This window comes from Actinoplanes sp. NPDC049265, from assembly GCF_043197135.1.
Taxonomy (GTDB): domain Bacteria; phylum Actinomycetota; class Actinomycetes; order Mycobacteriales; family Micromonosporaceae; genus Actinoplanes.
This window is the reverse complement of record NZ_JBICSP010000005.1, coordinates 21,361-34,642: the sequence shown is the minus strand read 5'-3', so window position 1 is coordinate 34,642 and position 13,282 is coordinate 21,361. Positions and strand designations below refer to the sequence as shown.

Genomic DNA, 13,282 nt, shown 5'->3' with positions numbered 1-13,282 from the left:
AGGACGTCCGGCGAGCACGAGAGCGTGGCGGCGAGAGGCGTGCGTTCGAGGGGCGTGAGCGGGCGTGGCGTGTGGCGGGTCGGTGGCGTGTGGCGGGTCGGTGGCGTGCGGCGGGTCGGTGGCGTGCGGCGGGTCCGTGGCTTGGGGCAGGTCCGTGGCTTGGGGCAGGTCCAGGGCGTGAGGTGCCCGGTGCCGAAGTCGTCGAGTGCGATGCGTACGCCGAGCGCCCGGATCTGCGGGCTTGGGGCGCGAGACCGGTCAGAGGATCGCGTGCGGCGTGCGGCGTGCGGGTCCGGGAAATGCGGAGAGTCCGGCGTGAGGGGCCGGTCGGGGGATGGCACACGCCCAAGCCGAATCGCGTTCGGAACGCAGGCGGTGCGGGAATCAGCTCTTGCTGTTGGCGCCGTGTAGCCGGCGTTATGGTCAGGAAGAGCACCTCGGGGCCCCGTCGAGTAGGGCGGGTGTCAACGGCGGCCGAATCCAGCATTCACGCGTCGCCGACAGCGGGGCTGGGGCGGCGGCCTGGTTCGGAGGGTGACCACTTACGCAGGTGGAGCGAAGCGACCCTCGGCGGGAGCTGCGGTCAGCACCACCCACTCGGCTGCGACAGCTTGTTCTTGATTTCGAGAACCGCGACCCGCCTCGGCCCGCGAACTCCGCCCGCGCCTCGTCGTACGAATGGGGTGAGACCGCTGCCCTCGGCGAATGGGGTGAGACTGCCTGGCTCGGCAAGTGGGGTGAGACTGCCTGGCCCGGCAAGTGGGGTGAGACTGCCGGCCTCGGCGGACGGGGTGACCGGCCGCCGAGGCCTGGTGGGTTGAAACTCAGCCCAGGTCGACTGAGGGGTAGAGCGGGAACGGGGCCAGCAGCTCGGTGGCCTGCTTGCTGACGCGGTCGGCGAGGGCCGGGTCCAGGGTGTACTTGGCCTTGGAACCCTCGGCGGGGGTGGTCTGGGTGAGCACCGTGTGCATCAGCTCGGCGATCTGGTCCATCTCGGCCACACCGAGGCCTCGGGACGTCAGGGCGGGGGTGCCGATGCGGATGCCGGAGGTGTACCAGGCGCCGTTCGGGTCCTGGGGGATGGCGTTGCGGTTGGTGACGATGCCGGAGTCGAGCAGGGCCTGCTCGGCCTGGCGGCCGGTCAGACCGAACGGGTGGACGTCGACCAGGACCAGGTGGTTGTCGGTGCCGCCGGAGACCAGCTGGACGCCGCGCCTGGTCAGGCCCTCGGCCAGGGCCTGGGCGTTGGTGACGATCTGCTGGGCGTACGTCTGGAAGGACGGCTGGCGGGCCTCGGCGAACGCGACCGCCTTGGCCGCCATGACGTGGGCCAGCGGGCCGCCGAGGACCATCGGGCAGCCGCGGTCGACCTGGTCCTTGAGTTCAGGGCCGCACAGGACGGCGCCGCCGCGGGGGCCGCGCAGGCTCTTGTGGGTGGTCGTGGTGACGATGTGGGCGTGCGGGATCGGGTCGAAGTCGCCGGTGAAGACCTTGCCGGCGACAAGTCCGGCGAAGTGGGCCATGTCCACCATGAAGGTCGCGCCCACCTCGTCGGCGATCTCGCGCATGATGCGGAAATTCACCTTGCGGGGGTACGCCGAGTAGCCGCCGACGATCACCAGGGGCTTGAACTCGCGCGCCGTGGCCCGCAACGCGTCGTAGTCGATCTGGCCGGTGGCCCGGTCGACGCCGTAGCTGCGCTGGTCGAACATCTTGCCGCTGATGTTGGGGCGGAAGCCGTGGGTGAGATGGCCGCCGGCGTCCAGTGACATGCCGAGCATGCGCTGGTTGCCGAACGCGGCCCGCAGCTCGGCCCACTCGGCGTCGCTCAGGTCGTTGACCTGGCGCTTCTCGAACTTCTTGAGCGCCGGCACCTCAACCCGGTCGGCGAGGATGGCCCAGTAGGCGACCAGGTTGGCGTCGATGCCGGAGTGCGGCTGCACGTACGCGTACGGCGAGTTGAACAGCTCGCGGGCGTGCTCGGTGGCGACCGACTCGACGGTGTCGACGTTCTGGCAGCCGGCGTAGAAGCGGCGGCCGATGGTGCCCTCGGCGTACTTGTCGGACAGCCAGTTGCCCATGGCCAGCAGGACGGCCGGAGACGCGTAGTTTTCACTGGCGATCAGCTTGAGCGACTCACGCTGGTCGGTGAGCTCCTGGGCGATCGCGTCGGCGATGCGCGGCTCGATCTGGCGCACAACATCCAGCGCGGAGCGGAAAGCAGTCGATTCGGCGTTCATCGGACCTCCCTATCACGAGTTCGTGGAGGCCCAGGCGCGCGGCAGCTGTCTTCGTCTCCTTCGACGAGGCCGCTCCACGATGGTTGACCCATCCGAACACGCCAGTCACGGCCCGGCGCAAGCATACCGGTGCCCTAGGTTGATCAACGTGAACGGTGTGGAGATCCTGCTCATCATCGGGCTCGGTATCGCGGTGTCCGCGGCCGCCAAACGTCGAGGCGTCGAACCGGGGCTGGTCATCGTGGTGCTGGCGGCGGCCGCCTCCTTCATACCGGGGCTGCCTAGGCTCGAACTGGAGAGCGAGCTGATCCTGGCCATCGTGGTTCCGCCGCTGCTCTACTCGGGTGCGCGCGGCGCCGCCGCCAGTTCGCTGGGCGCCAACCTGCGGCCGATCATCACGCTCGGTGTCGCCCTGGTCGTCCTGACCACGGCGGCGCTCGGCCTGATCTCGTCCTGGATCCTGCCGTCGATGGGGCTGGCGGCGGCGTTCGTGCTGGGTGCGGTGCTCGCCCCGCCGGACACGATCACCACCGTGTCGCACGGCGGCGAGCTCGGGCTGCCGAGACGCGTCACCTCGATCCTCACCGGCGAGAGCCTGCTCAACGACGCGACAGCGCTGACCCTGTTCTCGATCGCGGTGGCGGCGGTCAGCGGCGAGAGCACCACCTGGATGGGCGGGGTGGGCAAGTTCCTGTACACCGCGTTCGGCGGCCTGGTGGTCGGGCTGATCCTCGGCGTCGGTGCCCTGTGGCTGCGGAAACGGCTGCACAACCCGACGCTGGAGACCTCGCTGGTGCTGCTGGTGCCGTTCACCGCCTTCCTGCTGTGCGAGGAGATCCACGCCTCCGGGATCCTCGCCGTGGTGGCCGCCTCGTTCGGGGTCACCGCCAACCTGACCTTCGACCCGAAGCATCAGTACGACGGCGCCCACCTGACGCGACTTCAGGAGGACCAGGTCTGGCCGGTGCTCGACTTCCTGCTCGAAACGTTCGTCTTCGCGTACATCGGCCTGCAGTTGAAGTTTGTTCTGAGCGACCTGGAGTTCGGGCTCGGCCGGACCCTGCTCGCCGCCGGAGTCCTGCTCGTGGCCGCGATCGCGATCCGGCTGCTCGCCGTGTTCGTGCTGTTCGGCCGCTGGTCGCTGCAGTGGAAGATGATGCACCTGCGGATGGATCGCGACCCGACGTTCAAGGCGCGCTTCGAGGACAACGTGCGTCAGCGCCGCGGTCAGCCGTTCCAGCCGCTCGGGTCGAAGGAGATCCTGCTGGTGTCGTGGACCGGCATGCGCGGCATTCTCACCCTCGCGGCGGCCGCGGCGGTGCCGCACGACGTGCCCGGGCGGGACGCCATCCAGGTGATCGCGTTGCTGGTCACGCTGGGCACGCTGCTGATTCAGGGTACGACGCTCCGCGCGCTGGCCCGGCGGCTGAAGCTCGACCTGGCGGCCGAGGAGGCGGACACGGCGGCGATGCGGAAGGCGGGCGAGGAGATCATCGCCGGGGTGTCCGGCTTCGACGCACAGCGCAATGCCCTGGGGCAGGCCGTCGCCGAGCGCCGCCTGGACGAGGCGACCGCCCGGCACCTGATCGCCGAGGTCGACCTGCGTCAGGCGGCTACCCGGTAATTCGCTGTCGCATCCGGCGGCCCGCGGCTACGGTCGCCGGATGCACACGACGCACGCCCTGTTCGCGATGGCGATGACGCCCGCGCGGGGATCGCTGCACTCGATCCGCCTGCGTGACCGGCGTCCGGTCCTGGTCGCGTAGCTCTCTTCTCTCTTCGCTTCATCCAGGGCCGTCCCGAGTCCTTTGCTCCTTCTTTCCCAAGGACCAGGTCATGGCGCCCTCGTCAGCGCGGCGTGCTCGCCGCAGCTATGGACAAAACTTCCTTTCCTCCCGCCGCGCCCTCCGCCAGGTGTGCGACGCGGCCGATCTCAAGCCCGACGACCTGGTGTACGAGGTGGGCGCCGGTCGCGGCCACCTGACCCGGATGCTGGTGCCGCGGTGCGGTCGGGTGATCGCCTACGAGGTCGACCCGGCCCTGCTTACCCCGGTGCCCGGCGCTTCGGTGGTGGCCGGCGACTTCCTTCGAGCCGAGCCGCCACGGTCACCGTTCGTCGTGGTCGGCAACGTGCCGTTCGCCCTGACGGCCGCGGTGGTCTCATGGTGCCTGACCGCCGAGCCGTTGCGGCACGCAACGTTGGTGACACAACGCGAGTACGCCCGCAAACGAACCGGCGACTACGGCCGTTGGTCCCGGCTGACCCTACTGACCTGGCCGACCCACGACTGGCACTTGGGGCCGGCCATTCCGCGTACGGCGTTCCGCCCGGTCCCGGCGGTCGACGGCGCGATCCTGCGCCTCGTCCACCGCGAGATCCCGCTGGTGCCGGAGCCCTTGATGCCCGCCTGGCGACAGTTCGTCGAGTTGGGCTTCTCCGGTGTCGGCGGTTCACTGCCGGCCACACTGCGCCGGCGTTACGGCCGACCGGCGACCGGCGCCTGCCGGGCGGTTCGCGTCGGAGCGGACGTCACGGTAGGCGCCGTCTGGCCGGAACAGTGGCTCACCCTGTTCCGCGTGCTCGAACGAGATGCCGGCTGACCGCCGCGGGCTCATCGGATGCGGAGTGGGATTGCAACGAACCGAATGCGCACAGCCCCAACGCGAAGCCGAGGACAAAGAGGATGATCGCGATCTTCACGATTGAGGAGACGTCCGACCAGACCTTCATGATCGCGCTCCTGACGAGCAGGGATGCCTGATAACGTTGTCCATTGGTTACCGTCCTGATGGGATTCGGATCCTGGAGGGTTTCCTCGGCTGGGCCGGTCTTCCACACCGGCCCAGCCACAGGGCGTACGCGCGGCGAGTCGCACCGCCGGTTTGCGATCACCCCCCCTTCATGGGCCGCCTCTGGTCATCAATCTTTTGCCATAGTTCAATGCTGCGTGATCCATTGGCAATTGCCAATGACTACTTGCCAAGATATTGTTGCCGCGTGGCAGTTGCCATGACGGGAGTGCACTGTGGCCGATCCGTCGGAGGTGAGCCGATTGTCTGATGACCCCGGGCCGATGGTCCGCCGCCGCCAGCTCGGCAGCGCGCTGCGGCGCTATCGCGAGGCCGCCGGCCTGACAGTTACCGATGTGGCCCGTCGCCTGTCAGTGGCGGCCTCCACGGTCAGCCGTTTGGAAAACGCGCAACGCAAGGCCTCTATCGGCGACGTGCGCTACCTCTGCGAGATCTACCAGGTCGGACCGGCGGTTCGCGACGAGCTCATGGAGCTGGCCCAGAGCAGCCGCCGCCGCGGGTGGTGGGAGGACAGCTCCATCCCACCGGGGATGCAGAAGCTGATCGGCCTGGAGGGCGCGGCCGAGCTGGTGAAGATATTCCACCCCTTGGCGATCCCCGGCATCTGTCAGACCGAGGCCTACGCGACGGCAGTCACGACGACCTTCCATCCGGAAAATCCGGACTACGTGCGGCGGACGGTCGCCACCCGAATGCGACGGCAGCAAATCTTGCGGCGGGACGCGTCGCCGCGGATCGAGATCGTTCTCGACGAGGCGGTGCTCCACCGGATCGTCGGCGGGGGCGAGGTGATGAGCGGACAGATCGCGCGGCTGGCGGCGCTGGCCCGGGAACCACGCGTATCCATTCGGATCATCCCGTTCTCGGCTGGTGCCCACAGTGGAATGAATGGCGGATTCACCATTCTCGAATTTACCGCCGAAGCTGCGGTGGACTCGCCCTCCAGTCTCACCTCGACGGTCTACATCGAGGCCCTTTACGAGTACGCTTTCCGCGAGTCCGAGGAGGAACTGAAAGGCTATCAAGACGCATTTGATGCCTTGTCGCAGCGAGCGCTCGACCAACAACTCTCGATCGAGTTCATGGATGAGCTGGCGTCCGCTCATCCTGTCGGTGAGTAACCAAAGATCCAGCAGAACAGTTATAATGCGCTTTTCGGACTTATGTCACTCTACGGAGTAAATCGCGGACGTAACGTCTTGATCGTTTTTTCGACGTCCAGGCGCAGAATTTGTTAGTCTGGCGCCGACCGCCCGGGGTTGGGGTAGCACGTGCGGTACCCCCCATGGGCGACGCGCGGCTACCCTGCGTAATGGGAGTCAAAGATGACTGAATCATCCATGCGGGATCTTGAGTTCGTTGTTTCGAGCCGGTGCACCTCGGGCGACTGCGTCCAGGTCGCACCCGTCGACGGCGGCACCTCCATTGCTCTTCGCGACTCCAAGAACCCCGGATCCGTGCTCCTTTTCTCAGCACAGGAGTGGCGCGATTTCCTTGGTGGCGTCAACCGCGGCGAATTCGTCTGACCGGCGCGGCCCCGCCTGAACGTTCGTTCAATTGTCGGCCCTTCCCATAGGTGCCGGCCCGCCCGGCCCGGTCACCGCGCGCACGGAACGGCACCGCTCAGAGCCGGGTACGACGCCGCCGAGCGACGAGCCCCGTCGAGCACGACCGCCATTGACGGGCGTCCAGTGCGCCTCGGACTTGTCGCTTCGCATGGACAGAACGTTCTTTCCTCGCCGCACCCGGTGGCTGGTCCCGCACCGGTCGGCCGGAATCCCGGACCAACCGCGGGTCAGCCCAAGGCGGTGAGCTCGACCAGCTCGGCGTCGCCGCGGCGCCAGCCGTCGACGACCACGGCCACATAGCGGGCCGACGTGTCCAGCGGGATCTCAGTCAGGCGGCCCGGCTTCCTGACCCGGGCCACCGTCGGGTAGGACACCCCGTCGGTCGAGCGCTCCACTCGGATCGGCGGGCGGGCGCCGCGCGTCCAGGTCAACCGCAACGCCGACACCGATCGCACCGCGCCCAGGTCGACGACCATGCGACCGGTCGGACCGGGGCGCCACGACGTTGACGGGTCGGCGTCGACCGCGTTGGCCGGGGAGGTCATGCCGACCGGCAGCGGTGACGTCGGGAACGTCGTGCAGGCGCGGGCCAGGTCGGACGTCGGCGTGGCCGGGCCGCCCGGCACCACCACGGTGCGCGACTTGCCCGCGGCCAGCTGGACCGGGGCCGACCATGCGCCCGCCCCGAGGATCAGCGACACCGCCTGGCCCTGCGGCGCGGTGACGGTGACCCGGTGCGAGCCGGCCACCTCGAAACGGGTGCCGATCGGCGGCGTGCCGGCCACCACGAAACGGGGCGCTTCGACCCGGCCGGTCGCCGCCGGCTGGGTCACCGACCAGGCCAGGCCGTCCCGGCGGACCACCTGCGGGCCGAAGTAGAGCCGACGCGTGGACGGGATGACAACCGTCGCGCCGCGGACTGGGTCGGGGGACAGGTTGAACAGGGTCAGGTAACCGTCGGCGTCGCTGGCGCGCAACGACGGCGGGGTGCGCGGGATGCGGCGGCGGGACAGGGCCGGCAGGTCCAGGTCGGTGTGGGCGTACCCCTCGATCAGCACCGGCGACGCCGGGCCGGTGGCCGCGATCACCCCGGTCGCGGTGACCGTGATCGGGCGGTCGGTGCCGTGGGTGACCAGGGCGGCGCGGCCGTCGATGTCGACCCAGCCGCCGCCGATCTCATGCGCGGCGGGGACGGCGACCGCGTCGGACCAGCCGATCGCGTCCATCGACGTCTGGATCACATACCTGGTGGCGTACGCGGACTCCCAGAAAAGCCTGACCCCCGCCACCGTGACCGGCGAACCCAGATCGACCGCGAACCAGCTGTCCTGGCGTTCGCGCTGGGTGCGGTCGACGGCCCAGCGGGTCTCCGGGTTGCCGTCGGTCGCGTTGTAGGCCGGATAGCTGACGTCGGACGACGACGCCGCGGGCAGCGCGCCCTGGGCGAGGTCGGCGCCGGCCTCGTCGAGCACGCTGAACGTCCACAGTGAGTAGCCGTACTGATTGGCCGCGGAACGCGCCTGCATCCTGACGTAGCGGGCGGTACGCGGCTCGAACAGCAGCTCGTCGACCCCGCCGTCACCACCCCCACCGGCGCTGCCGTCCAGCGTGATCGTGCCGGTCGCGCTGGTGAACGTGCGCCGGCCGGTGAGCCCGGGCACGCCCGGCATGTCCAGGTTGAACAACGTCAGCGGGCCCTCGTCGGTGCCGACCCCGGTGCTGGCGTACACCACCGTTCCGGTCGGCAGCGTCGCGTACCCGGCAAAATTGTCACCGAAGGTGAGCACCGTGGCGGTGGCGTCGACGCCGTCCCGTAGCCGGTCGTAGGCCCGCGTCCAGGTCTCCTCCGGGTTGCGGGCGGAGGCCGGCAGGAAAGCGGCGGCGCGCGTGTCGACCAGCCAATTGTCGTGGCGCGGCTGCCACAGCAGGTTGACGTAGCCGGTCTTGGTCACCGCGGCGGCGAAGGCGGCCGGCGACTGGTGCGCGGTCAGGCCGACGACGGTGCCGAAGTCGCGGGTGCCGCTCGCTCGGGCGAAGAACTCGCTGCTCGACACCGGTGACGTGGGCCGCGGGCGGCGGCGGTGGAAGAGGTACGAGATGGCGATCTCGGCCCGGGCTTCCGGCTCGTACTTGTCCTCGCCGCTGAACTTGGCCAGCCGGTATTCCGGGTCGTGGCGCAGGTAGGGTTCCAGCCGCGCGGCCAGGTCGGCCTCGGCCCGGGCGGCGTGCCGGTCGCCGATCACCTGGGCGAGGTAAGCCAGCGGCAGCACGTCCCGCCCGTACAGGTGGTATCGGTCGGCGATCATCGGCATCACCGGCTCGCCCGCGTCCGAGGCGAGCAGCCGCAGCGTACGCCACAGTTGTTGGCCGTTGGGCTGGTGCAGTAGCACCTCGGGCACCGGTTTGCCGGCCGCCATGAAGTGGATCGCCGCGCGTCCCGCCGTCCGCCACATCTCGGCCTGATAGTGCGGGTTGACGGTCTCGTGGTTCTCCACGATGAACGTGTCGTGGATGTTGTGGGCGCGGTTGCGTTCCTTGATCAGCAGCCCGTCCAGGCGCGCCAGGTTGGCCCGGTCGGCGGTCGGCAGCCCGCTCGCGTTCGACGCCCAGAACGCGAACCGCTCGTGCAGCGCCGCGTCGTCCTTGCCCCAGGCCAGCCCTGGTGCGATGGCCTGCGCGTAGACGCCCATCTCGTCGAGCTTGGTGTCACCGGCCCAGCCGCCGGCCGCCCCGTTCGGCGTCCAGTCGCCGCTCAGCGGATCATCGGCGTAGGCCAGCCCGAACGCGTACGCGGCCTGCCCCGACCCGATCGCCGCCACCCGCGTCCGCGTCCGTTCGTCCAGCTCGGCCCAGAGCAGCCGGGCGGCGAGCACGAAGTACAGCTCGAACGTCGAGTCCCAGAACAGCTGCTTGCCCCACTCGTCGCCGCCGGCCAGCCGGTTCGTCGCCGCGAACCGCCGGATCGTCGCCACCGTGCGCTCCAGCAGCGTCCCTCGCGCCACGCCGGCCAGCTCGGCGTCGTAGTGCCGGTCGGTGAGCAGCACGGCATTGCCCAGCACGGCCGTGAACCGGAAGTCGGCGCCGCTGTAGGCCTTGATCCCCGAATCCCACTGCTGTTCCACCCAGCGTGTGTGCAGATGCAACACACGGTGATAGATGTCGGAGACGGCGTCGCTCTTGGGCGAACTTTGCAGCGGATCAGGCACGGCGATAGCGCCCAGCGGCTCTGGCATGGCCGCGGCCGCACCGACGAACCCGCTATAGGCGAGGAACCGACGGCGGGACAACGACACCATCAGACCTCCACGACGCGGCAGAGCTAATCAATATCCCGCCACGCCCCACCACGACAAATCGGAGTCTTCTTCGTTATAGAGACGCTCCCATCCCGTACTCCACCTCCTAGATCAAGAGCCGGGTGGCGCAGATCTTCTGGTCACCGAGACCCCCAAGATCAAGAACAGGATGTCGTGCCTGGGTGGGTGGCACAGACCCTCGCTCCCGCCGGGCCGGGCGGGCGACTCCAAGGCCGCGGGGCGGCCAAACCGGCGAGGTCCTCGACGGTTTACGACTTCTCGGGGTGGGCCCGGATGGAGCACGCGCAGCCTGGTGTCGGCGGTGGTGTCCCACGGGACGAGAACGTTACGGAGCGAAGTGTTGCCCTTCGCCGGACCGGCTCTCGGCCCGGTCGTCGCGTCGGCCGGCCGGGGCTCGCAGGCTGACGAATCGCTGGGCCGTCATGGCGCGAGCCGCGGCCGGGTGGTAGCGAGGGTCGGACGCGGGTTCCTCGGCGCCGATCGGGGAACCGTCCAGGATCTCGGTCATCCGGCGCACGTTCGAGTCGCCCTCGTCGGCCACGTAGTCGTCCTCGACGGTGAGGTCGGGGCGGTCCGGGAAGATCGACCGGAGGATGGGGGTGGCGACCACGACGATGAGCAGGTTCACCGCCAGGGCGACGACGCCGACGTAGATGCTCGCGTCGCTGTCGATGCCGATCTTGGCCAATGGCCACGCCGACCCACCGAAGTGCTCGCGTACCACTGTGCTTCCGGCCGGGCCACCCAGCTTCGGCACCTGATAGAGCATCAGGATGCCAATCCCCAGGCCGGCGAACACGCCCGCGACGAGCGCGTAACGATGGAACCAGCGCGTGTAGAGGCCGAGGGCCACCGCCGGGAGTGTCTGCATGATCACCACACCGCCGATAAGTTGCAGGTCGATGGCGAACTGCGTGTTGAGCAGCAGGATGACCAGCAGGGCCCCGAACTTGACGGTCAGCGAGAACGCTTTGCTGACGTACGTTTCCTCCCGCTGGCTCGCGCCGGGGCGGATGTACTCGCGGTAGATGCCGCGGGTGAACAGGTTCGCGGCGGCGATCGACATGATGGCGGCCGGCACCATCGCGCCCACGCCGATCGCGGCGAAGGCCAGTCCGGCGCCCCAGGCCGGCGCGTTCTCGGCGAACCACTGCGGGACCACCGTGTTCGGGTTGCCGCCGATCGGTCCCTTGCCGCCGTACAACGCGGCGAAGCCGACCAGCATGAGGACGCCGAGGCTGAGCGTGTAAATCGGCAGGGCGGCCAGGTTGCGTCGCAACGTGCCGCGGTTGCGGGCGGCCAGCACGGCGGTCTGCGTGTGCGGGTAGAGGAACAACGCCACGGCCGAGCCGAAGGCGAGCGTCACATAGTTGAGCTGGCTCGATGCGGGAAGGAGTACACCGTCGTCGACTCTGGGCGTGGCCGCGAATCTGAGCTCCGCGATCCGGAATACCGACTCCCAGCTGCCGGGTGTCATCGCGACGATCATCAGGACGGAGAACACCGCCCACAGCACCAGGGTGTCCTTGACGATCGACACCAGTGCCGGGCCGCGCAGGCCCGAGTTGAACGTGTAGACCGCCAGGACCAGGAAGGCCACGGTGAGCGGCCAGCCCTTGGGCAGGTGCATCACCTCGAACACCGCCTCCATGCCGAGTAGCTGCAGGGCGATGTACGGCATAGTGGCGACGATGCCGAGAACGGCGATAAGGGTGCCGAGTCCGCGCGAGCCGAACCGGGCGCGGACGAATTCGGCCGGTGTGACGAAGCCGTGCACGTGGCAGACCGACCAGAAGCGCGCCAGCACCATGAACACCATCGGATAGACGATCACGAGGAACGGCACCGGGAAGAAGCCGGCGGCGCCGACGCCGTAGACGAGGGTGGGCACGGCGACGAACGTGTAGGCGGTGTAAACGTCGCCACTGAGCAGGAAGAACGTGACCCAGTTGCCGAAGGCGCGCCCGCCCAGGCCCCATTCCTCGAGGCTGTGGATGGAGTCGGGCCGGCGCCACCGCGCGGCCGCGAAGCCGAGCAGCGTGACGCCGAGGAAGGCGATCACGAACACGATGATCTGAACGGCGTTCTCTCCCACGGCTACCGCACCTTGATGTGCACGATGGCGAGGATCAGGCTGGCCAGGAAGGCGAAACCGAGCTGGCACCAGTAGAAGAACGGCAGCCCCCACAGGGTCGGCTCGACGCGGTTGTAGAGAAATGGCAGCAGCGGCAGCGCGATCGGGATGAGCAGCAGCCAATTCCACGGGCTGGCGTCCTTGCGGCGGCGTCTGGTGCGTTGTGACCGGGTCCGGTGATCTTCCGAGGCGCTGTGTCGAGGTCCGGCGGCCGGAGGCCAGTCGGTGGGTGGTCCAAAGCGGGTAGCTGACATGCCTGCTCCCTGGTCGGACAGAGTATGACCTGGATGAACCTTGATACGTATCAACAGTGTGCTCGGATCAACACCGTCGCCCGTCGGCGGTGAGAGATCAAGATGGCCGGGCAAAAATCGGCCGTCCAGGCGGCCCGGGTGTCATTAGGCCGAATGCACCTCATCCGATTGTTGACAATCGATACCTCTGGCCCTCTGGCCGGGGTGACGTTGTCTCGCGACACCGGCCAAGAGCCGGGCAGCGAACGTCGCCTCCGACCGGCGCTGCCGCCAGTAAACGCCGCGGTCGGGGCCAGGATCGGCGCCGAGGACGGCGGCCGCACGGTTTACCCCGCAGCGGTCGTCGGCTCGCCAAGCCGGGGGATGGGGTGCAGGACGACGTCGGAGAGCGAGCCGCCGGCGACGGTCGCGGTCAGGTAGGTCGCGTGCGGCTGGGTGCGCCGGTCGGTCGGTGAGCCCGGATTGAGCAGGCGCAACCCGGTGTCGGCGGTGGTGTCCCATGGGATGTGGGAATGCCCGAAGACCAGCACGTCGACATCCGGATAGGCGGCGGCGCAGCGCTTTTCCCGCCCCTGCTTGGCCCCCGTCTCGTGCACCACCGCGAACCGCACCCCGCCCATCTCCACCCGAGCGACCAGCGGCAGCCGCGCCCGCAGCCCGGCCCCGTCATTGTTGCCGTACACCCCGACCAGCCGCCGTGCCCGCTCCCCGAGCGCGTCCAGCGTCCCCTCATCGACCCAGTCCCCGGCGTGAAACACCACATCCGCCGCGTCGACGGCCGCCCACAGCTGCGGCGGCAGCTTCCGGCTGTGGGTGTCAGACATCATCACCAGGCGCACCCACCTCACCCTACGGCGCCTCCATCCACGCCCGGAGGGTCACCACGACTGGCGGTAGGCGGCGAAGATGCGGCGCTGGGCTCCGTCGACGTGATGGGGCCGGGGGCTGCGGTCCGAAG

At 69.0% G+C, this 13,282-nt stretch carries 9 protein-coding genes and 1 riboswitch; of the genes, 4 read left to right on the top strand and 5 right to left on the bottom strand.

Going from position 1 to position 13,282, the window contains the following annotated elements:
• Nucleotides 1-824: 824 nt before the first annotated feature.
• Nucleotides 825-2,240 (bottom strand): glycine hydroxymethyltransferase, encoded by a 1,416-nt coding sequence (locus tag ACGFIO_RS14695; RefSeq protein ID WP_392826468.1) that lies wholly within the window; start codon nt 2,238-2,240, stop codon nt 825-827.
• Between the two features lie 21 nt (nt 2,241-2,261).
• Nucleotides 2,262-2,359: riboswitch (ZMP/ZTP riboswitch) on the bottom strand.
• Between the two features lie 29 nt (nt 2,360-2,388).
• Between ACGFIO_RS14695 and ACGFIO_RS14690 the strand changes: the two genes are divergently transcribed.
• The 4 genes from ACGFIO_RS14690 (at nt 2,389) to ACGFIO_RS14675 (ending at nt 6,577) form a co-directional block, all read left to right on the top strand.
• Nucleotides 2,389-3,864, top strand: a complete 1,476-nt coding sequence (locus ACGFIO_RS14690) for a cation:proton antiporter (protein WP_392826467.1) — start codon at nt 2,389-2,391, stop codon at nt 3,862-3,864.
• 212 nt (nt 3,865-4,076) lie between these two features.
• On the top strand, nt 4,077-4,841 hold the full coding sequence (erm, locus tag ACGFIO_RS14685; protein WP_392826466.1) for a 23S ribosomal RNA methyltransferase Erm: 765 nt from the start codon (nt 4,077-4,079) through the stop codon (nt 4,839-4,841).
• A gap of 425 nt (nt 4,842-5,266) precedes the next feature.
• Nucleotides 5,267-6,172 carry a helix-turn-helix domain-containing protein gene (locus ACGFIO_RS14680; protein WP_392826465.1) on the top strand — a complete coding sequence of 302 codons (906 nt, stop codon included), beginning with the start codon at nt 5,267-5,269 and terminating at the stop codon, nt 6,170-6,172.
• Nucleotides 6,173-6,376: 204 nt separating this feature from the next.
• Nucleotides 6,377-6,577, top strand: coding sequence for a DUF397 domain-containing protein (locus ACGFIO_RS14675; protein WP_392826463.1), 201 nt, complete (start codon nt 6,377-6,379; stop codon nt 6,575-6,577).
• Nucleotides 6,578-6,846: 269 nt separating this feature from the next.
• Here the strand turns inward: ACGFIO_RS14675 and ACGFIO_RS14670 are convergent, their stop codons facing one another.
• The 4 genes from ACGFIO_RS14670 to ACGFIO_RS14655 all read right to left on the bottom strand — a co-directional run bounded on the left by ACGFIO_RS14670 (nt 6,847) and on the right by ACGFIO_RS14655 (nt 13,163).
• Entirely contained in the window at nt 6,847-9,915 is a 3,069-nt protein-coding gene (locus ACGFIO_RS14670; protein ID WP_392826462.1) for a discoidin domain-containing protein, read from the bottom strand.
• Nucleotides 9,916-10,261: 346 nt separating this feature from the next.
• Nucleotides 10,262-12,031: a sodium:solute symporter gene (locus ACGFIO_RS14665; protein WP_392826461.1), complete on the bottom strand. Its 1,770-nt coding sequence runs from the start codon at nt 12,029-12,031 to the stop codon at nt 10,262-10,264.
• A gap of 2 nt (nt 12,032-12,033) precedes the next feature.
• Nucleotides 12,034-12,324, bottom strand: a complete 291-nt coding sequence (locus ACGFIO_RS14660) for a DUF3311 domain-containing protein (RefSeq protein ID WP_392826459.1) — start codon at nt 12,322-12,324, stop codon at nt 12,034-12,036.
• Between the two features lie 326 nt (nt 12,325-12,650).
• Nucleotides 12,651-13,163 carry a metallophosphoesterase family protein gene (locus ACGFIO_RS14655; RefSeq protein ID WP_392826457.1) on the bottom strand — a complete coding sequence of 171 codons (513 nt, stop codon included), beginning with the start codon at nt 13,161-13,163 and terminating at the stop codon, nt 12,651-12,653.
• Between the last annotated feature and the right edge of the window lie 119 nt (nt 13,164-13,282).

Bases quoted from the DNA above. Each gene is read 5' to 3' on its own strand.
- ACGFIO_RS14660 (WP_392826459.1), bottom strand. From the start codon at position 12,324: ATGTCAGCTACCCGCTTTGGACCACCCACCGACTGGCCTCCGGCCGCC.
- erm (WP_392826466.1), top strand. From the start codon at position 4,077: ATGGCGCCCTCGTCAGCGCGGCGTGCTCGCCGCAGCTATGGACAAAAC.
- ACGFIO_RS14670 (WP_392826462.1), bottom strand. From the start codon at position 9,915: ATGGTGTCGTTGTCCCGCCGTCGGTTCCTCGCCTATAGCGGGTTCGTC.
- ACGFIO_RS14675 (WP_392826463.1), top strand. From the start codon at position 6,377: ATGACTGAATCATCCATGCGGGATCTTGAGTTCGTTGTTTCGAGCCGG.
- ACGFIO_RS14695 (WP_392826468.1), bottom strand. From the start codon at position 2,240: ATGAACGCCGAATCGACTGCTTTCCGCTCCGCGCTGGATGTTGTGCGC.